The sequence below is a fragment of the Pseudomonas orientalis genome (assembly GCF_002934065.1).
GTDB lineage: Bacteria > Pseudomonadota > Gammaproteobacteria > Pseudomonadales > Pseudomonadaceae > Aquipseudomonas > Aquipseudomonas orientalis_A.
This window is the reverse complement of sequence record NZ_CP018049.1, coordinates 845,401-865,236: the sequence shown is the minus strand read 5'-3', so window position 1 is coordinate 865,236 and position 19,836 is coordinate 845,401. Positions and strand designations below refer to the sequence as shown.

17 protein-coding genes are annotated in these 19,836 nt (G+C 61.2%); 9 read left to right on the top strand and 8 right to left on the bottom strand.

Annotation, left to right across the window (positions count from 1 at the left end; all coding sequences use genetic code 11):
• Positions 1-14: 14 nt before the first annotated feature.
• A complete protein-coding gene (gene ribF / locus BOP93_RS03790) occupies positions 15-953 on the bottom strand; it encodes a bifunctional riboflavin kinase/FAD synthetase (RefSeq protein WP_065888011.1) in 939 nt (312 codons plus the stop codon).
• 119 nt (positions 954-1,072) lie between these two features.
• Positions 1,073-2,611 carry a murein biosynthesis integral membrane protein MurJ gene (gene murJ, locus BOP93_RS03785; protein ID WP_104501604.1) on the bottom strand — a complete coding sequence of 513 codons (1,539 nt, stop codon included), beginning with the start codon at positions 2,609-2,611 and terminating at the stop codon, positions 1,073-1,075.
• A 253-nt stretch (positions 2,612-2,864) separates the two neighbouring features.
• Between murJ and rpsT the strand changes: the two genes are divergently transcribed.
• Complete coding sequence (gene rpsT, locus BOP93_RS03780; RefSeq protein ID WP_003171647.1) at positions 2,865-3,143, top strand: 30S ribosomal protein S20; 279 nt, start codon at positions 2,865-2,867, stop codon at positions 3,141-3,143.
• A gap of 281 nt (positions 3,144-3,424) precedes the next feature.
• Here rpsT and BOP93_RS03775 read toward each other — a convergent pair whose 3' ends face one another.
• Positions 3,425-3,910, bottom strand: coding sequence for an FKBP-type peptidyl-prolyl cis-trans isomerase (locus BOP93_RS03775; RefSeq protein ID WP_003171645.1), 486 nt, complete (start codon positions 3,908-3,910; stop codon positions 3,425-3,427).
• Between BOP93_RS03775 and BOP93_RS03770 the strand changes: the two genes are divergently transcribed.
• From BOP93_RS03770 to BOP93_RS03760, 3 genes are all read left to right on the top strand, one after another.
• Complete coding sequence (locus BOP93_RS03770) at positions 3,909-4,199, top strand: DUF3565 domain-containing protein (RefSeq protein ID WP_104501603.1); 291 nt, start codon at positions 3,909-3,911, stop codon at positions 4,197-4,199. The genes BOP93_RS03775 and BOP93_RS03770 overlap by 2 nt on opposite strands.
• Before the next feature lie 79 nt (positions 4,200-4,278).
• Entirely contained in the window at positions 4,279-6,378 is a 2,100-nt protein-coding gene (gene pta / locus BOP93_RS03765; protein ID WP_065888013.1) for a phosphate acetyltransferase, read from the top strand.
• Positions 6,379-7,278: an acyltransferase gene (locus BOP93_RS03760; RefSeq protein WP_104501602.1), complete on the top strand. Its 900-nt coding sequence runs from the start codon at positions 6,379-6,381 to the stop codon at positions 7,276-7,278.
• A 381-nt stretch (positions 7,279-7,659) separates the two neighbouring features.
• Here BOP93_RS03760 and cysN read toward each other — a convergent pair whose 3' ends face one another.
• From cysN to BOP93_RS03740, 3 genes are all read right to left on the bottom strand, one after another.
• The gene (cysN, locus tag BOP93_RS03750) at positions 7,660-9,558 is read right to left on the bottom strand and encodes a sulfate adenylyltransferase subunit CysN (RefSeq protein ID WP_104501600.1); all 1,899 of its coding nucleotides are present in this window, start codon (positions 9,556-9,558) and stop codon (positions 7,660-7,662) included.
• A gap of 9 nt (positions 9,559-9,567) precedes the next feature.
• On the bottom strand, positions 9,568-10,485 hold the full coding sequence (cysD, locus tag BOP93_RS03745) for a sulfate adenylyltransferase subunit CysD (protein ID WP_003171640.1): 918 nt from the start codon (positions 10,483-10,485) through the stop codon (positions 9,568-9,570).
• Between the two features lie 259 nt (positions 10,486-10,744).
• Complete coding sequence (locus tag BOP93_RS03740; RefSeq protein ID WP_104501599.1) at positions 10,745-11,503, bottom strand: Nif3-like dinuclear metal center hexameric protein; 759 nt, start codon at positions 11,501-11,503, stop codon at positions 10,745-10,747.
• A gap of 101 nt (positions 11,504-11,604) precedes the next feature.
• On the opposite strand from BOP93_RS03740, the gene algW reads away from it, so the two are divergent.
• Together algW and BOP93_RS03730 are read left to right on the top strand one after the other, a co-directional pair.
• On the top strand, positions 11,605-12,765 hold the full coding sequence (gene algW, locus BOP93_RS03735; RefSeq protein ID WP_057725862.1) for a Do family serine endopeptidase AlgW: 1,161 nt from the start codon (positions 11,605-11,607) through the stop codon (positions 12,763-12,765).
• A 111-nt stretch (positions 12,766-12,876) separates the two neighbouring features.
• Positions 12,877-14,973, top strand: coding sequence for a TonB-dependent siderophore receptor (locus tag BOP93_RS03730; RefSeq protein WP_104501598.1), 2,097 nt, complete (start codon positions 12,877-12,879; stop codon positions 14,971-14,973).
• A 436-nt stretch (positions 14,974-15,409) separates the two neighbouring features.
• Here the strand turns inward: BOP93_RS03730 and hemH are convergent, their stop codons facing one another.
• The gene (gene hemH / locus BOP93_RS03720; protein WP_104501596.1) at positions 15,410-16,435 is read right to left on the bottom strand and encodes a ferrochelatase; all 1,026 of its coding nucleotides are present in this window, start codon (positions 16,433-16,435) and stop codon (positions 15,410-15,412) included.
• 14 nt (positions 16,436-16,449) lie between these two features.
• On the bottom strand, positions 16,450-17,349 hold the full coding sequence (locus tag BOP93_RS03715) for a TIGR01777 family oxidoreductase (RefSeq protein ID WP_104501595.1): 900 nt from the start codon (positions 17,347-17,349) through the stop codon (positions 16,450-16,452).
• A 212-nt stretch (positions 17,350-17,561) separates the two neighbouring features.
• On the opposite strand from BOP93_RS03715, the gene BOP93_RS03710 reads away from it, so the two are divergent.
• The 3 genes from BOP93_RS03710 (at position 17,562) to BOP93_RS03700 (ending at position 19,833) form a co-directional block, all read left to right on the top strand.
• Positions 17,562-18,548, top strand: coding sequence for an NAD(P)/FAD-dependent oxidoreductase (locus BOP93_RS03710; RefSeq protein ID WP_104501594.1), 987 nt, complete (start codon positions 17,562-17,564; stop codon positions 18,546-18,548).
• Positions 18,545-18,760 (top strand): TIGR02450 family Trp-rich protein, encoded by a 216-nt coding sequence (locus BOP93_RS03705; RefSeq protein WP_065932425.1) that lies wholly within the window; start codon positions 18,545-18,547, stop codon positions 18,758-18,760. Before BOP93_RS03710 ends, BOP93_RS03705 begins: the two co-directional genes overlap by 4 nt.
• 113 nt (positions 18,761-18,873) lie before the next feature.
• Positions 18,874-19,833 (top strand): YbgA family protein, encoded by a 960-nt coding sequence (locus BOP93_RS03700; protein ID WP_104501593.1) that lies wholly within the window; start codon positions 18,874-18,876, stop codon positions 19,831-19,833.
• Positions 19,834-19,836 lie beyond the last annotated feature (3 nt).

The window sequence follows — 19,836 nt, the reverse complement described above, 5'->3', positions numbered from 1 at the left end:
TTAAGGCTCTTCGGTTAGCGATGGGCGCTAGGTGCGGCTAGTGCACGGGCGGCGGCGACATCCGCATTGATCGCCGTTTTCAACGCCTCAAGGGAGGCGAAACGCTGCTCTTCACGCAGCTTCTGGTGGAAAACCACCGTTAAACGCCGGTCATACAAGTCACCGGCAAAATCCAAAAGATGAACTTCCAGGTGGGCCTTGCCATCACCTGCAACCGTGGGCCTGACGCCTATGTTGGCGACTCCCGGCCACGATTGGCCGTCGATGTCGACACTCACCAGGTAGACCCCGGTCAGCGGCACACGACGGCGCTTGAGTTGCACGTTGGCGGTTGGCGTGCCCAGTTGGCGCGCCAGCTTCTGGCCGTGCAGTACCCGCCCGGCGATGCGGAACGGGCGACCGAGCAAACGCTCGGCCAAGGCGAAGTCGGCAGCGGCCAGGGCGTTACGCACCTGGGTACTGCTCACGCGCAGGCCGTCCAGTTCGACGGTTTGCGCGGCTTCTACGGTAAAACCCTGGTTGACGCCGGCGTGTTGCAGGAAATCGAAATCGCCGACCCGGTCGCAACCAAAACGAAAGTCGTCGCCGACCTCCAAATGCTGCACGCCGAGACCATCGACGAGGATGCGGTCGACAAACTCGGCGGCGCTGAGGCTTTGCAGGCGCTGGTTGAAAGCCAGGCAGAGGACGCGGTCCACGCCTTCTTCAGCCAGCAGTTGCAGTTTGTCTCGCAGGCGGGCCAGGCGGGCCGGCGCCGTTTCCGGGGTGAAGAACTCCCGCGGCTGTGGCTCAAAAATCACCACGCAGCTGGGCACGCCCAACTCGACCGCACGCTCGCGCAGCCTGGCCAGGATAGCCTGGTGGCCACGGTGAACACCGTCAAAGTTGCCAATGGTGGCGACGCAGCCCCGGTGCTCGGGGCGCAGGTTGTGGAGACCTCGAACCAGCTGCATAACGCGCTTCTTGCTCATAAAGTGGTCGATTATAACCACACCCGGCCCCGGACGACAGGCAACAGCGCAGGCCAAATGGATCGATTCGGTAAAACAGCCGTTTTATCGCGGCAAACTCTCTACCCCAGTGACTTGCGATTGAAATCGCGCAGGCGGAAACCCTGCAGCAGCAACATCCCGAAGTACACCACCACGCCAGCCACTACCAGCACGCCCAGGCGCATGAAGCGCTCCAGCATATGGCCCTGGTCCCAGGCCGGCATAATGTGCATCAGCCCAAGCAGCACGGCCGACATCGCGGCGACCGCCACGAGCAACTTGAGGGTGAACGCGCCCCAGCCAGGCTGCGGTTGGTACATCTGCTGCTTGCGCAGTTGATAAAACAGCAGGCCGGCATTGATACAGGCGCCGACACTGATCGCGAGCGCCAGGCCGGCATGGGCCAGCGGGCCGATAAACACCAGGTTGAGCAATTGCGTGACGACCAGTGTGAAGATCGCGATCTTCACCGGTGTGCGGATGTTTTGCTGGGCATAGAAGCCCGGCGCCAGCACCTTGATCACGATAATGCCGAGCAACCCCACGGAGTACGCCACCAGCGCATGCTGGGTCATCAGGGCGTCGTGCGCGTCGAATTGCCCGTATTGAAACAGCGAGACCGTCAAGGGTTCGGCCAGGATTCCCAGGGCCAGGGAGCACGGCAGCACCAGCAGGAAGCACAGGCGCAGGCCCCAGTCGAGAATGCGCGAGTATTCCTGGCGGTCCTTGCTCGCATAGGTGCGCGCCAGGGTCGGCAGCAAAATGGTGCCCAAGGCCACCCCGAGCACGCCGGACGGCAATTCCATCAGACGGTCGGCGTAGTACATCCACGACACCGAACCGGATACCAGCAACGACGCGAACGCCGTATTGATAATCAGGGAAATCTGACTGACGGACACACCGAGGATCGCCGGCAACATATTGCGCATCACGCGCCAGACGCCGGTGTCCTTGAGGTTCAGGCGTGGCAGCACCAGCATGCCGATCTTTTTCAAATGCGGCAGCTGGTAGAGCAGTTGTGCCAGGCCGCCCGCCAGGACGGCCCACCCCAGGGCCATCACCGGCGGATCGAAGTACGGCGTGAGGAACAGCGCGAAGATAATCATGCTGACGTTAAGCAGCGTCGGCACGAAGGCGGGCACCGAGAAACGGTTCCAGGTATTGAGAATCGCCCCGGCAAGCGATGACAGCGAGATCAGCAATATATAAGGAAAGGTCACGCGCAGCAGATCAGTGGTCAGTGCGAACTTTTCCGGGGTATTGGCAAAGCCGGGGGCCGTGGCCCAGATCACCCAGGGCGCGGCGAGCATGCCGAGCACGGTCACCAGCATCAACACCAGTGTCAGAAGGCCCGAGACATAGGCGATAAAGGTGCGGGTCGCCTCCTCCCCCTGTTGAGTCTTGTATTCGGCCAGGATCGGCACGAAGGCCTGGGAGAACGCGCCTTCGGCGAAAATCCGGCGCAACAGGTTGGGCAGTTTAAAGGCAATGAAGAAGGCGTCCGTGGCCATGCTGGCGCCAAAAATGCGTGCCAGCAGGGTGTCACGCACGAACCCCAAAACCCGGGAGATCATCGTGATAGAGCTGACGGCAGCCAACGATTTGAGCAGATTCATTGAAAGAGTTTGCGCCTATAGATAAAGAGCAGGCGAACAAAGCGCCTACTTATGCGATACTGCGCGCCTGCAACAGCACAGCGCCAAAGCTCGCGAGTTTACAGGTCAAGCGCCGGAAATAAATCACCCGCCTCTTCAGATCGACCACTCAGCAGTTCGCATCAGCCGCTCTTGACAACCCATCAAGTCATCGGCATGATTCGCGGCCTATTTTGTTTGCTATTTCCTAAAAAGTCTTTCGAGGAGCTCGACGGTGGCCAACACACCTTCCGCCAAAAAACGTGCAAAACAGGCTGAGAAGCGTCGCAGCCACAACGCCAGCCTGCGTTCCATGGTTCGTACCTACATCAAGAATGTAGTTAAAGCCATCGACACCAAAGACGCTGAAAAAGCCCAAGCTGCTTACGTTCTGGCCGTGCCAGTTATCGACCGTATGGCCGATAAAGGCATCATCCACAAGAACAAGGCCGCTCGTCATAAGAGCCGCCTGAATGGCCACATCAAGGCTCTGAACGTTGCTGCTGCAGCCTAAGTGGTAACAACTGCCACGTGACCTCAGGTTGCGTTACAGTTAAGAAATGCCCCGTACCGAAAGGTCCGGGGCATTTTTGTTTGCTCCTGAAATATACCGAGATCCATATGTGGGAGGGGGCTTGCCCCCGATAGCGGTGTATCAGTACCGGATATTCTGACTGACACACCGTCATCGGGGGCAAGCCCCCTCCCACATTTGAACTCCAGTGTTTTCTTGAGCGCAAAAAAACGCCCCGAACCAGTCGGGGCGTTTTTTGCTATCTATTGATCAAGCCACAATCAATGGTGATGACCGCCTTCACCGTGGACGTGGCCGTGAGCCACTTCTTCCTGGGAAGCGTCGCGGATGGCAACGATCTTCACCTGGAAGTTCAGACGCTGGCCAGCGAGCGGGTGGTTGCCGTCGACGGTCACGTCGTCGCCGTCCAGGTCGCGGATGGTCACGATCTGCATCTGGCCGTCCGGGGCAGAAGCGTGGAACTGCATGCCGACTTCCAGCTCATCGACACCTTCGAACATGCTGCGGCTCAAGGTGCTGACCAGTTCGGCGGAGTATTCGCCGTAGGCATCTTCAGGCTCTACGGCAACAGTCAGTTCATCACCAACTGCCTTGCCTTCCAGCGCCTTTTCCAGGCCTGGGATGATGTTACCCGCGCCTTGCAGGTAGACCAGCGGCGCGCCGCCGGCTGAGCTGTCGATGACCTCACCAGCGTCGTTGGTCAGGGTATAGTCGATGGAGACAGCCTTGTTAGCGGCGATCGTCATGGGGCGAGACCTTTTGCATAAGAATGAAGAACGGACAAGTCTAAACAAGGATTTGCCCGAAAGCGAACAGAACCCGGACGGACGGGGCCGACCAACGGTCTCGACGATCAGCGGATTCCACCAGGACGACGACCTGCACTGGGTCGCCGAGCTGTCCTGCGGCCACACCCAGCATCTGCGCCACCAGCCGCCGTGGCAGTCGCGCGCCTGGGTGCTCGACCCCGCGCAACGCCTTGAAAAAATAGGCCAACCCTTTGCCTGCGGCTGGTGTGCGCAACAGCACGAATAACGATAACCTTGGCGCCTGATTCGCGGTAGGCACTCACGCATAGAGCGCCACCCCAGCCATGCACCTCCAGAGAATTCGCATGCAGACTTTTTTTATCGCGCCCACCGATTTTGGTGTGGGTCTGACCTCCATCAGCCTCGGGCTGGTGCGCACCCTGGAACGAGCCGGGCTGAAAGTCGGCTTCTTCAAACCGATTGCCCAGCCCCACCCTGGCGATACCGGCCCTGAGCGCTCGACCGAACTGGTGGCGCGCACCCACGGCCTGAAACCACCCCAACCCCTGGGCCTGGCCCATGTCGAGCGCATGCTCGGCGACGGCCAGCTGGATGAGTTGCTCGAAGAAATCATCACGCTGTACCAGCAAGCCGCCGTGGGCAAGGACGTGCTGATCGTCGAAGGCATGGTGCCGACCCGCAGCGCCAGTTATGCGGCCCGGGTCAACCTGCACCTGGCCAAGAGCCTGGATGCGGAAGTGATCCTGGTCTCGGCCCCGGAAAACGAAGTGCTCACCGAACTGTCCGGTCGCGTGGAACTGCAGGCTCAATTGTTCGGTGGTCCGAAAGACCCGAAAGTACTCGGCGTGATCCTCAACAAGGTGCGCACCGACGAAAGCATGGAAGCGTTCTCGGCGCGTCTCAAGGAGCACTCGCCGTTGTTGCGCAGCGGTGATTTCCGCCTGCTGGGCTGCATTCCCTACCAGCCCGAACTCAACGCGCCGCGCACCCGCGACGTGGCCGACCTGATGGGTGCGCAGATCCTCAATGCCGGTGACTACGAAACCCGGCGCATGACCAAGATCATCATTTGCGCGCGCACCATGCGCAACACCGTGGAGCTGCTCAAGCCCGGCGTGCTAGTGGTGACGCCCGGCGACCGCGACGACATCATCCTCGCCGTCAGCCTGGCCGCGATCAACGGCGTACCGCTGGCCGGTCTGCTGCTGACCAGCGACACCCTGCCCGACCCGCGCATCATGGAGTTGTGCCGTGGTGCGTTCCAGGCCGGGTTGCCGGTGCTGTCGGTGAGCACCGGTTCCTACGACACCGCCAACCAGCTCAATAGCCTCAACAAGGAAATCCCCATCGATGACCGCGAACGCGCGGAGATCATCACCGACTTCGTCGCCAGCCACCTCGATGCACGCTGGCTGCACCAACGCTGCGGCACGCCACGGGAGATGCGCCTGTCCCCTGCGGTATTCCGCTACCAGTTGATCCAGCGCGCCCAGGCCGCCAACAAGCGCATCGTGTTGCCCGAAGGCAGCGAGCCGCTGACCGTGCAGGCCGCTGCGATCTGCCAGGCGCGGGGCATCGCGCGCTGCGTGCTGCTGGCCAAGCCGGCGGACGTGGAAGCCGTCGCTCGCGCCCACGGCATCGATTTGCCCGAAGGCCTGGAGATTCTCGACCCGGACCTGATCCGCCAGCGCTACGTCGAGCCGATGGTTGCGCTGCGCAAAAGCAAGAGCCTGAATGCGCCGATGGCCGAGCAGCAGTTGGAAGACACCGTGGTGATCGCCACCATGATGCTCGCCCTGGACGAAGTGGACGGCCTGGTCTCCGGCGTTATCCACTCCACCGCCAATACCATCCGCCCTGCCCTGCAGCTGATTAAAACAGCGCCGGGCTGCACCCTGGTGTCGTCGGTGTTCTTCATGCTGTTCCCCGAGCAGGTGCTGGTGTACGGCGACTGTGTGATGAACCCGCACCCCAGCGCCGCGGAGCTGGCGGAAATTGCCCTGCAAAGCGCCGACTCGGCGGCCGCGTTCGGCATCGCCCCGCGCGTGGCGATGATCAGCTATTCCAGCGGCGATTCGGCCAGCGGCGAGGAAGTCGAAAAAGTCCGCGAGGCCACCCTGCTCGCCCACGAACAGCAAAGCTCACTGCTGATCGACGGCCCGCTGCAATACGACGCCGCCGCCAACGAAAGCGTGGCCCGGCAATTGGCGCCCAACAGCCAGGTCGCCGGCAAGGCCACGGTATTCGTGTTCCCCGACCTGAACACCGGCAACACCACCTACAAAGCCGTGCAGCGCAGCGCCGATTGCGTGAGCCTGGGGCCGATGCTTCAGGGCCTGCGCAAACCGGTCAACGACCTGCCACGCGGCGCTCAGGTGGACGACATCGTATACACCATCGCCCTCACCGCGATCCAAGCTGCCAACCGACCTATGGATATCTAAATGCTGGATTTTCTACCTGCCGCCGTACGTGGGGTGATCGCGTCCCTGCTGCTGGCGCTGAACACGATCCTGCTGTGCTCGTTCCTGTTTATCGTCGCACTGTTCAAGGCACTGCCCTTCGCCAAACGCTTCAGCGAATGGTTGATGAATCACACCCACGAAGCCTGGGTCACGAACAACAAGGGCTGGATGAACCTGGTGCGGCGCACGCGCTGGCACCTGAGCGGCCTCGAAGGCCTGGATTACCAGCATTCGTATCTGGTCACCAGCAACCACCAGAGCTGGGTCGACATCATGGTGCTGCAATACGTGCTCAATCGGCAGATTCGCCCGCTGAAGTTCTTCCTCAAGCAGGAACTGATCTGGGTCCCGGTGATTGGCCTGGCATGGTGGGCCCTGGGCTTTCCGTTCATGAAACGCTACAGCAAGGCTTACCTGGAAAAACACCCGGAAAAGAAAGGCAAGGACCTGGAAACCACGCGCAAGACCTGTGCGAAGTTTCGCGACAACCCGGTGGGCATCTTCAACTTCGCCGAGGGCACGCGGTTTACCCCGGGCAAGCACGCGCAACAGAAGTCGCCGTTTCGCTATCTGCTCAAGCCCAAGGCCGGCGGAATCGCGTTTGTGCTGGATGCCATGGGTGAGCAATTGAAGTCACTGGTGAATGTGACTATCCACTATCCGGCCGGGCGTCCGGGGTATTGGGATTTGCTGTGCGGGAATGTGAAGGACGTGGTGGTGCAGTTCGAAGAAGTACGGATTCCGGCCGAGTTTATTGGCAAGAATTATGAGCAGGATGGAGAGTATCGGTTGGCGTTCCAGGGCTGGATCAACCAGCTATGGGAAGACAAGGATGCCTTGCTGGACAAGCTTCACACCGATTTCCCGGACAGAAGATAATCAACATGTGGGAGGGGGCTTGCCCCCGATGGCGGCCTCTGAGCCGACCAGGATGTTGGATCAGACTGAGTACATATCCGTTTCTGCGGTAACGGCCACTTAGGGTTCCGCCCTGACGGCGGCTCACTTTTGAAAAGCGCAAAAGTAAGCAAAACGCTCTTGCCCCACCACTCGGCACCTCGCCTAGGCTCGGTGTGCCCGAGATCAAGATCAAAAGCAGATCAAGATCAAGAGCGGCTCGCTTCGCATCGTGGTTACGGTTGGGCGCTGCTGAGTTGTGTAGATACCTATGCCCGATAGCAGAGTGTCAGTCACTGCATCTTTTGACTGACACACCGCCATCGGGGGCAAGCCCCCTCCCACATTTGACCGAGTACTGGTTTAGATCGCGCCGCGCTGGCGCAACAGTTCCAGCACTTGCTTGACGCTGTCTTCCAGCGACAGGACCTGGGTGTCGATCACCAGGTCGGCATTCAATGGTACGTCGTACGGGAACGACTCACCCGGGATGTTATCCCCACCGGCAGCGTACAGCCCTTGCGGATCACGCTCGGCGCACACCAATGGCGACGCTTGCACGTACACCGTCAGCAGGCGATCGCTGCCAATCAGCGCCTTGGCCTGTTCACGGCCTTCGGCATCCGGGGCGACGAACGCGGCCAGGGTCAGCAGGCCGGCTTCGTTGAACTGGCGCGCCACGTGAGCGGCACGCCGCCAGTTTTCGGTACGCCCGGCGCGGTCCTGCGGCAGCCCCTTGTTCAGGTCGTGACGCAGGTTCTGGCCGTCCAGTACGAACACCGCACGGCCCATGTCGAACAGCTTGCGCTCAACCGCGTAGGCCAAGGTGCTCTTGCCGGCGCCGGACAGGCCGCTGAACAACACTGTGGCCGGCTGCTGGCCGAAGCGCAGGGCACGCTCTTCGGTGGCCACGTGGGCCAACTTGCCGTGCTGCGCCGCGCTGCCATGGGTCACGGGCGGGGCGATGATCATGCCCGCCGCGACGGTGCCATTGGTCAAACGGTCGATGACGATAAAGGCGCCGGTGGTGCGGTTGCTGTCGTAACCGTCCAGGGCGATGGCGGCGTCAAGGCTGACCTTGACCCGGCCAATCTCGTTCAACTGCAGGGAACTGGCCGGGCCTTCGGCCAGGGTGTTCACGTCCACACGGTGCACGATGCTGGTGATGGAACCCGGCACGTAGCTGGTGGCGCGCTTGATGTCGTATTTCTTGCCCGGCAGCATCGGTTCCTCGGCCATCCACACCAGCATGGCATCGAAGGCGTCGGTCACCTGTGGCACGTTGTCGGCGTGTACCAGCAGGTCGCCACGGGAGATATCGATCTCGTCTTCCATGGTCAGCGTCACCGCTTGACCGGGACCTGCGTGTTCCAACTCGCCCTCGAAGGTGACGATGGATTTGACGCGGCTGCTCTTGCCCGACGGCAGCACCACGACTTCGTCGCCCTTGTGCACGACGCCGCTGGCCAGGGTGCCGGCGAAACCACGGAAGTTCAGGTTCGGGCGGTTGACGTACTGCACCGGGAAACGCAGGTCGGTGTAGTTGCGGTCGTTGGCGATCTCGACGGTTTCGAGAATCTCCATCAGCGACTGGCCGGTGTACCAAGGCGAACGCTCGCTCTTGTTCACTACGTTGTCGCCCTTGAGCGCCGACATCGGCACAAAGGCCAAGGTGCTCGGCTTGAAGGCGATGCCCTCGGCAAACTTCAGGTAATCGGCCTTGATCGACTCGAACACGCTTTGGTCAAAGCCGTTGATGTCCATCTTGTTGATGGCGACCACGATGTGCTTGATACCCAGCAGCGAGGCGATGAAGCTGTGGCGACGGGTCTGGGTCTGCACGCCGTAGCGGGCGTCGATCAGGATGATCGCCAGGTCACAGGTGGAGGCACCGGTGGCCATGTTGCGGGTGTACTGCTCATGGCCGGGGGTGTCGGCGATGATGAATTTGCGCTTGGCGGTGGAAAAGTAGCGGTAGGCCACATCGATGGTGATGCCCTGTTCACGCTCGGCCTGCAGGCCGTCGACCAGCAAGGCCAGGTCGATGTCATCGCCAGTGGTGCCGGATTTTTTCGAATCGCGGGTGATGGCTTCCAGGTGATCTTCGTAGATCATCTTGGAGTCGTGCAGCAGGCGCCCGATCAGGGTGCTCTTGCCGTCGTCGACGTTGCCGCAGGTCAGGAAGCGCAACATTTCCTTGCGCTCGTGCTGGCCCAGGTAGGCGAGGATGTCCTCGCTGATCAAATCAGATACGTGCGACATGACAACCCCTTAGAAATAACCCTGACGTTTTTTGTCTTCCATCGAGCCTGCACCATCGTGGTCGATGACACGGCCCTGGCGCTCGGAAGTTCGCGTCAGGAGCATTTCCTGAATGATGTCCGTCAGCGTTTCGGCTTCGGACTCCACCGCGCCCGTCAACGGGTAGCAGCCAAGGGTACGGAAACGGACTTTCTTTTTGACGATGCGGGCTTTGTCTTCGTCGGACAGGTGCTCGAGGATGCGGTCGTCGTCGATCATGATCAACGTGCCGTTCTTCTCGATCACATCGCGCTCGGCGGCGAAATACAGCGGCACGATCGGGATGCCTTCCAGATAGATGTACTGCCAGATGTCCAGCTCGGTCCAGTTGGACAGCGGGAACACACGGATCGACTCGCCCTTGTTGACGTTGCCGTTGTAGACGTTCCACAGCTCCGGGCGCTGGTTTTTCGGGTCCCAGCGGTGCTTGCTGTCGCGGAATGAGTACACGCGCTCCTTGGCACGGGATTTCTCTTCATCGCGACGCGCGCCGCCAAAGGCAGCGTCGAAACCATGCTTGTCCAGGGCCTGCTTGAGGCCCTCGGTCTTCATGATGTCGGTGTGCTTGGCGCTGCCGTGGGTGAAGGGGTTGATGTTCTGCGCCACACCGTCCGGGTTGATGTGGGTGATCAGGTCCAGGCCCAGTTCCTCGACCATTTTGTCGCGGAACTTGTACATTTCCTGGAATTTCCAGCGGGTGTCGACGTGCATCACCGGAAACGGCAACTTGCCCGGGAAGAAGGCCTTGCGTGCCAGGTGCAGCATCACGGCGGAGTCTTTACCGATCGAGTAGAGCATCACCGGGTTGTCGAACTCGGCGGCGACCTCGCGGATGATGTGGATGCTTTCCGCCTCCAGCTGTTTCAGATGCGTCAGTTTGTCGACCATGGCTACTCACGGAAAAACGATCTTGTGGACGGCCAGCGGGCCGTGTTCGAGCGGGGCATGCTAGCACAGCACCTGCTTCTATTCAGGGCGCCAACTAGATCGAAACGGTATATGAATATACCCCTGAGTTTGGCCTGGAATGCGGGCAAGTGTGGGAGGGGGCTTGCCCCCGATAGCGGTGGATCAGTGAAATAGGTACTGACTGACACACCGCAATCGGGGGCAAGCCCCCCTCCCACATTGAGTCCCGCTGTATGGCTCAGATCGGGTTCGGGCAATCGATGAACAGGTGTTCCAGGGCAAAGCGTCGCGCCAGGTAATCGCCCAGTGCCTGCACGCCATAACGCTCGGTGGCGTGATGGCCGGCGGCGATGAAGCTGATGTCGTTTTCACGGGCGCTGTGGTAGGTCTGCTCGGAGGCTTCGCCGCTGATGAACAGGTCGACGCCCGCGACAATTGCATTGTCGATATAGCCCTGGCCGCCCCCGGTGCACCAACCGACGCGGCGGATCATTTCGCTGCCTTCGATCAGCAGCGGCTCACGGCCCATCACGTCCTGCACGCGACGGGCGAAGTCGCGCGGTGACAGCGGCTCGGCGAGCGAGCCGACCAGGCCAACCACTTTGGGGTTGCCGGGGTCCAGCGGGCCTTCGACGGTGATGTCCAGTTGCCTGGCAAGCTGCACGTTATTGCCGACATCGGGGTGCAGATCCAGGGGCAGGTGGTAGGCCAGCAGGCTGATGTCGTGCTTGAGCAAGGTTTTCAGGCGACGCTGCTTCATGCCGGTGATGCAGGGGTTTTCACCCTTCCAGAAATACCCGTGGTGCACCAGGATCAGGTCGGCCTGGGCTTCGACGGCGGCGTCCAGCAGGGCCTGGCTGGCGGTGACGCCGCTGACGATACGCATCACCTGCGGGCGTCCCTCGACTTGCAGGCCGTTGGGGCAATAATCGGCAATTTTTGCACTGCCAAGGTAGCGGTCCGCTTCCTCGACGAGGGTGGTAAGGGGGACGGCCATAAAAGACTCCTAAATATCCGGTTCGCAGGCGTCACAGCCTCGTATAATGCGCGACATTATGGGCGCTCCCGCGCCCCCTGCAACCTGTCAGGACTTACTTGATGCTCAAGGCACTGCGTTTTTTTGGATGGCCATTGCTGGCTGGCGTGCTGATCGCGATGCTGATTATTCAGCGTTATCCCCAGTGGGTTGGCCTGCCCAGTCTGGATGTGAACCTGCAACAGGCCCCGCAAACCAGCACCGTGGTGCAAGGCCCGGTGACCTATGCCGACGCCGTGGTCATCGCCGCCCCCGCCGTGGTCAACCTGTACACCACCAAGGTCATCAACAAGCCGGCGCATCCCCTGTTCGAAGACCCGCAGTTCCGCCGCTATTTCGGTGATAACGGGCCCAAGCAGCGCCGCATGGAGTCCAGCCTCGGTTCCGGGGTGATCATGAGCCCGGAAGGCTACATCCTCACCAACAATCACGTGACCACCGGCGCCGACCAGATCGTGGTGGCCCTGCGTGACGGCCGCGAAACCCTGGCCCGCGTCGTGGGCAGCGATCCGGAAACCGATCTTGCGGTACTGAAGATCGACCTGAAGGATTTGCCGTCGATCACCCTCGGCCGCTCCGACGGCCTGCGCGTGGGTGACGTGGCGCTGGCCATCGGCAACCCGTTCGGCGTCGGCCAGACGGTGACCATGGGTATCATCAGCGCCACCGGGCGTAACCAACTGGGCCTTAACAGCTACGAAGACTTCATCCAGACCGACGCGGCGATCAACCCCGGCAACTCCGGCGGCGCGCTGGTGGATGCCAATGGCAACCTGACAGGCATCAACACCGCGATTTTCTCCAAGTCCGGCGGCTCCCAGGGCATCGGTTTTGCGATCCCGGTGAAACTGGCGATGGAGGTGATGAAGTCGATCATTGAACACGGCCAGGTGATTCGCGGCTGGCTGGGCATTGAAGTCCAGCCCTTGACCAAGGAACTGGCCGAGTCGTTCGGCCTGACCGGGCGCCCGGGCATCGTGGTCGCGGGGATCTTCCGCGACGGCCCGGCGCAGAAAGCCGGCCTGCAACTGGGCGATGTGATCCTCAGCATCGACGGCGCACCCGCCGGTGATGGCCGCAAGTCGATGAACCAGGTGGCGCGGATCAAGCCGACCGACAAGGTGGCGATCCAGGTGATGCGCAACGGCAAGGAAATCAAGCTGTCGGCGGAAATCGGCCTGCGCCCACCGCCAGCCACGGCGCCCGTAAAAGAAGAGGAATAAGCGGCATCGCACAGGTGCCCGCTCGAGGGCACCTGTAAGATGATATTACATAACAATTCATCTCATTAGACATGTTATATTGTTTCAATACCGACATTGGAACGCTCTATCATGCCGTCTCGAAAGTTTGCCCCCCTGGCCGGCCTGGCCCTGGGTTTGCTGCTCGACCCCGCCTACGCCGAAGAAAACACCCTGGAACTGGACACCATCAGCGTCACCACCGACGCCTATGAGTCGGCGACCGGTCCGGTGCAGGGTTACCGCGCGACCCGCTCCGCGAGCGCCACCAAGACCGACACTGCTTTGCGCGATATCCCGCAATCGATCAGCGTGATTCCCGCCACGGTGCTCAAGGATCTGGGCAGCACCAGCGTGGAACGCGCCCTGGAATTTGCCGGCGGCGTCTCCAAGCAGAACAATTTCGGCGGCCTGACCCTTTACGAATACAGCGTGCGCGGCTTCACCACCTCCGAGTTCTACCAGGACGGCTTCAGCGCCAATCGCGGCTACCCGAGCACGCCGGACGCGGCGAACATCGAACGCATCGAAGTGCTCAAGGGGCCGGCCGCCAGCCTCTACGGGCGTGGCGATCCAGGCGGCACGGTGAATATCGTCAGCAAGAAACCCCAGCCCGAGGCCTTCACCACGCTGCAAACCAGCGCGGGCAACTGGGATCGCTACCGCACCGCGCTGGACGTGAATACGCCGCTCGACAGCGAAGGCCGCGTGCTGTCGCGTGTGAACCTGGCGGTTGAAGACAACCACAGTTTCCGCGATCACGTGGACGCCAAGCGAGTGTTCGTCGCACCGTCCTTCAGTTGGGAACTGGACCCGGATACCACTTTGCTGGTGGAAAGCGAATTCGTGCGCCACGCCTCCACCTTCGACCGCGGCATTGTCGCCAACACCGGCATGTCCCACTCCACGTTCCTCGGCGAGCCGGACGACGGCAATATCCGCAACCACAACAACCGCATCCAGGCCGCGCTGGAACATCACCTCAATGATGCCTGGAAGCTGCGCCTGGCCAGTCATTACAAACAAGGCAGCCTGTGGGGCGATGCCTCGGAAAGCCGTGCACTGAACGCCGATGGTCACTCCGTCAACCGCCGCTACCGCGAGCGCTCTACCGGTTGGCACGACAGCATCACCCAACTGGAACTGCGCGGGCTGTTCGATATTGGCAGCTGGCAGCATGAACTGCTGGTCGGCACCGAATACGAGGACTACCGCAAGAAGGAACGGGTGACCGCCATTGGCGGCAGCAACTACCCCATTGATCTCTACAACCCGGTCTACGGCCAGCCAAAACCCAATGGCACGCGCTCCGGTACCGATTTCTTCGAGCAGACCCAAAGCCATGCGTTGAACCTGCAGGACCAGATCGTCTTCACCGACCGCCTGCGCGGCATGGTGGGCGCGCGCTTCGAGCATTTCGACCAGAGCACCGACGACTTCACCCGCAACCACGCCAAAAGCCGGCAAACCCACGACGCCCTCACCCAGCGCGCCGGCCTGCTCTATCAACTCACACCGCAGGTTGGGGTATTCGCCAACGCCTCCACCTCATTCAAGCCCAACAGCGGCCTGGATGCCGGTGGCAAGACTTTCAAGCCCGAAGAAGGTGTGGGGTATGAAGTCGGGGTCAAGAGCGAGCTGTTTGACGACCGCCTCAGCGCCACCCTCGCCGCCTTCCATATCGAAAAGGAAAACGTGCTGACCCTGGACCCGGCGACCAACACCAACCGCGCCATGGGCAAGGCGCGCAGCCAGGGCCTGGACCTGCAACTGACCGGGCAGGTCACCGACGCCATCCGCGTGATCGGCGCGTTGGCCTACATCGACGCCGAAGTGACCAAGGGCGATAAAACCATTCCTGCCGGCAGCCGTATCCTCGGCGTCGCCAAACGCAGCGGCAGTCTGTTGGGGGTGTACCAATTCCAGGACGGCGCATTGCGCGGTTCGGACCTGGGGGCGGCGTTTACCTATGTCGGTGATCGCTCCGGTGAGGCGGGAACAGGTTTTGAACTGCCCGCTTACCACACCGTCGATCTGCTGGCGCATTACAAAGCGACGGAGAATGTCACCGTGGGGCTGAACCTCAACAACCTGTTCAACGAGAAGTACTACGAGCGGTCCTACAGCAGCTACTGGGTCAACCCCGGCGAGCCGCGCAACCTTACCGTCAGCCTGAGCCTTAACCTCTGACAGACATGAGACTAAATGTGGGAGGGGGCTTGCCCCCGATGGCGATGTGTCAGTCACTGATGTACTTACTGACTCTCCCTCATCGGGGGCAAGCCCCCTCCCACATTTGGATCGCGGACCGGCAAATGATACCGGTCGGCTCTAAGGTCGCCGCGCTTTTGCTTTTGATCTCAGGCGCCCCGTTAAACCACGCTGGCCGAACGCAGGCGAGGTGCCGAGTGGTGGGGCAAGAGCGTTTTGCTTACTTTTGACTGGGCCGGCATTCCGGCTTTTCAAAAGTGAGCCGCTGTAAAAGCGGAACCATTAGCAGCCGTTACCGCAGAAACGGATATGTACTCGGTCTGATCCAACATCCTGGTCGGCCCAGAGGCCGCCATCGGGGGCAAGTCGAATCGTCGCACCGCCCCTCCCACAATTGGATCACCGCAAGGCGTGATTACAGCGTAACCGGTGCTCTTTCGCAGAGGGTATTGAGCGCCGCCGCCCACTGCGGGTCATCGTTCAAGCACGGCACCAATATCAACTCCTCGCCTCCCGCCTCACGGAACTGTTCCAGCCCGCGATCACCGATTTCTTCAAGGGTCTCGATGCAATCGGCGACAAACGCGGGGCACATGACCAGCAGTTTTTTCACGCCTTGCTGCGCCAATGCCTCAAGACGCGCCTCGGTGTAGGGTTCGATCCACTTGGCGCGGCCCAGGCGTGACTGGAACGCCACCGACCACTTGCCATCCGGCAGCCCCAGCCGCTCGGCCACATCGCGGGCAACGCTGAAGCATTGCGCGCGATAACAGGTGGCAAGCACCTCAGGCGAGGCATTTTTGCAGCAATCGGCATCCTTGAAACAATGCTGGCCGGTCGGGTCGAGCTTGGTCAGGTGACGCTCGGGCAAACCGTGGAAACTCAACAGCAGGTGATCGTAAGCCTGCTCTACATGCGGCCGCACACTCGCGGCCAGGGCATCGAGGTACTCAGGCTGGTCGTAGAACGGCTGCAGGATCGAGAATTGCACCTTCAGTTTCTTGTCGCGTACCACACGCCTGGCTTCCTCTATCACGGTGGTCACGGTGCTGTCGGCAAACTGCGGGTACAGCGGCGCCAGCGTCACGTTCTGAATGCCCTGGGCGGCCAGGCGCGTCAGCACCGTTTCAAGCGAAGGCTCGCCATAACGCATCGCCAGTTCGACGGGGCCCTGGGTCCATTGCGCGGTCATCTGCTGCTGCAGGCGACGGCTGAGGACTACCAGTGGCGAGCCTTCGTCCCACCAGATGGACGCATAGGCATGCGCCGACTGCTCGGGGCGTTTGATCAGGATCAGCGACACCAGCAAGCGACGTACCGGCCACGGCAGGTCGATCACATAAGGGTCCATCAGGAACTGATTGAGGTAGCTGCGCACATCGGCCACCGAAGTGGACTTTGGCGAGCCCAGGTTGACCAGTAACAACGCGTGATCGGTCATGCAACATCCTATCTTTAGAGGCGGCTGGACAAGTCGTCCAGGGCCGCACGCAATTCAGTGAACTGGAAAGTGAAACCTGCGGCCAGCAACCGCTCAGGCAGTGCCTTTTGCCCGCCAAGCAATAAACCCGACAACTCGCCCAAACCAACCTTCAGCGCAAAGGCCGGCATCGGCATGAACGCCGGGCGGTGCAGCACCTGGCCCAGCGTCCTGGCAAACTCGCGGTTGCGCACCGGGTGTGGCGCGCAGGCATTATAAGGACCACGGACGTCAGCCTTGTGCAGAAGAAAATCAATCAGAGCGATTTGATCCTGAATATGCACCCACGGCATCCATTGCCGGCCATTGCCGATCGGCCCGCCCAGCGCCAGTTTGAACGGCAGCAACAGGCGCGACAAAAAGCCGCCCTCGGCCGCCAGCACCAGACCGGTGCGCACCAGTACCACGCGAATGCCCAGGGCCTCGGCACGCGCGGCGGTTTCTTCCCAGGCGATACACAACTGACTGGGAAAATCATCCTGCACCGGGCCGCTGTCTTCAGTCAGTTCGCGCTCGCCGCCGTCGCCATACCAGCCCACGGCGGAACCCGAGATCAGCACCGCCGGTTTCTGCTCCAGGCGTTCAAGCCACGCCAGCAGACTTTCGGTCAGGCTGATGCGACTGCTCCACAGCAATGCCTTGCGCTTGTGAGTCCAGGGACGGTCGGCAATCGGCGCACCGGCCAGGTTGACCACCGCGTCCACCGCGCCGATCACGTCCTGCAGGCGCCCAACGCCCAGCACCTGCGCGCCGCAAATACGCGCCACGGATTCGGGTGCACGGCTCAACACGGTCAAGCGATGGCCCTGGGCAAGCCAGTGCCGGCACAGTTGACGGCCGATCAAGCCGGTACCGCCGGTCAGCAAAATATGCATGGGACTCTCCTCATGTAACGTTCGCCGCCGCTCACTGGTCTATTTTATAAGCAGGGATCGATTTGATATTCGAGCGTGACGATCGTTTAGCCTGTTGGCTTAACCATAGGTCACGCCACACAATCAGGCACGCCAAAACTTATACCAAAAAACAATATTGTACAGCTATTGGTGTCGGCGTAGTCTGTACCCAAAGGTAAACGAGGCCTCCCATGACTGTCCCCATCGCGATCATAGGTGCCGGCATTGCCGGTCTCTCCGCCGCCCGAGCGTTACGAGACGCGGGGCACGCTGTACAACTCTTCGATAAAAGCCGCGGCAGCGGCGGCCGTATGTCCAGCAAGCGCAGCGACGCCGGCGCGCTGGACATGGGCGCCCAGTACTTCACCGCCCGCGACCGGCGCTTCGTCAACGAGGTGCAGCGCTGGCAAAGCCATGGCTGGGCCGAACAGTGGAAACCCCAACTGTACAACTTCAAGGCCGGCCAGCTGACGCCCTCCCCCGATGAACAGATCCGCTGGGTCGGTACCCCGCGCATGAGCGCCATTACCCGCGCCCTGCTCGATGACCTGCCGGTGGAGTTCGGTTGCCGCATTACCGAAGTATTCCAGGGCACCCGGCACTGGAACCTGCTCGATGCCGATGGCGGCAGTCACGGCCCGTTCAGCCATGTGATCATTGCCACGCCGGCGCCCCAGGCCACCACCCTGCTGGCCGCCGCACCGAAGCTGGCGAGCGCCGTGGCCGGAGTGAAAATGGAGCCGACCTGGGCCATCGCCCTGGCCTTCGACACGCCCCTGCATACGCCGATGGAAGGCTGCTTCGTGCAAGACAGCGCCCTCGACTGGCTGGCGCGCAACCGCAGCAAACCCGGGCGTGACGTCAGCCTCGACACCTGGGTGCTGCATGCCACCAGCACCTGGAGCAAGGCGCACCTGGACCTGCCCAGGGAAGCCGTGATCGAACACCTGCACGGCGCCTTCGCCGAATTGCTGCACTGCGCCATGCCCGCGCCGTCATTCAGCCTGGCCCACCGCTGGCTCTACGCCAGGCCGTCCAGCAGTCATGAGTTCGGCGTGCTGGCCGATGCCGACCTTGGCCTGTTCGTCTGCGGCGACTGGTGTCTGTCCGGGCGCGTCGAAGGCGCCTGGCTCAGCGGCCAGGAGGCGGCGCGACGGTTGATCGAGCACCTGCAATGAACCGCTTGAATCCGGCCAAATTGCTGCTGTCGAAATGGACCGCGACATCCCCGAAAAACAAGGAAAAACACTTCCTCGTCACCGAACTGTTCCGTGACGAGGAAGGCACTGTGCTGGAAATCGAACTGCAAGCGGTGATGACCCGGCGCAGCGAACGCCTCCCATGGCAGGCCCTTCAGAACCCTGAACGTTGGAAAATGGGCTGGACGTAAATCCGGGCAAAAATACCTATACAAAATTATTGACTTGTACAAGATCAAATCTATGATGAGATTTAGTTGTACAGGGATAAAAAACTGTACAGGAATTTCGCAGAGGTTTACCCATGCCCCATTCCGTGAAACCCAAGATCGGCATCAGCGCCTGCCTGCTGGGCGAGAACGTGCGTTTCAACGGCGGGCATAAGCAGTCCCTCCTGTGCACCCAGACCCTGGCCGATTACTTCGACTACGTGCCACTGTGCCCCGAAGTTGCCATCGGTCTGGGCATCCCCCGCGAAACCATTCGCCTGGTCGGCGACGCGGCCAGCCCGCAAGCTGTAGGCACCGTGCACCGCGAACTCAACGTGACCCAGCCGCTGGATGAATACGGCCAGCAGATGGCGGCCGAGCACACCGACCTGTGCGGCTACATCTTCATGCAGAAGTCGCCGTCCTGCGGCCTGGAGCGGGTCAAGGTGTACCGTGAGAACGGCGCACCGGTGGATGGCGGCGGGCGCGGTATCTACGCCCAGGCGTTCTGCGCGCGCCACCCCAACCTGCCGGTGGAAGAGGACGGTCGCCTGAATGATCCGGTATTGCGTGAAAACTTCCTCACCCGCGTATTCGTCTACGCCAACTGGCAACAATTGCTTGCCGAAGGGCTGACGCGTCACCGCCTGCTGGCCTTCCATTCGCGCTACAAATATTTATTGATGGCCCACAGCCCGGCGCATTACAAAAGTCTCGGCCACCTGCTGGGCAGCATGACCAAGGACACCCACCTGGACGAATTGGCCAGTTGCTACTTCAGCGACCTGATGACCGGCCTGACCAAGTGCGCTACCCGTGGCACCCACACCAATGTGCTGCAACACATCAGTGGCTACCTCAAGCAGGCGATCAGCGCCGATGACAAACAGGAAATGCAAACCGTCATCAGCCAGTACCGCCAAGGCATCGTGCCGCTGGTGGTGCCGCTCACGCTGCTCAAGCATCACTTTCGTCAACACCCGGACCGCTACATTGCGCAGCAGGCCTACCTGCAACCGCACCCGGAAAACCTCAGCCTGCGCAATGCGATCTAGACC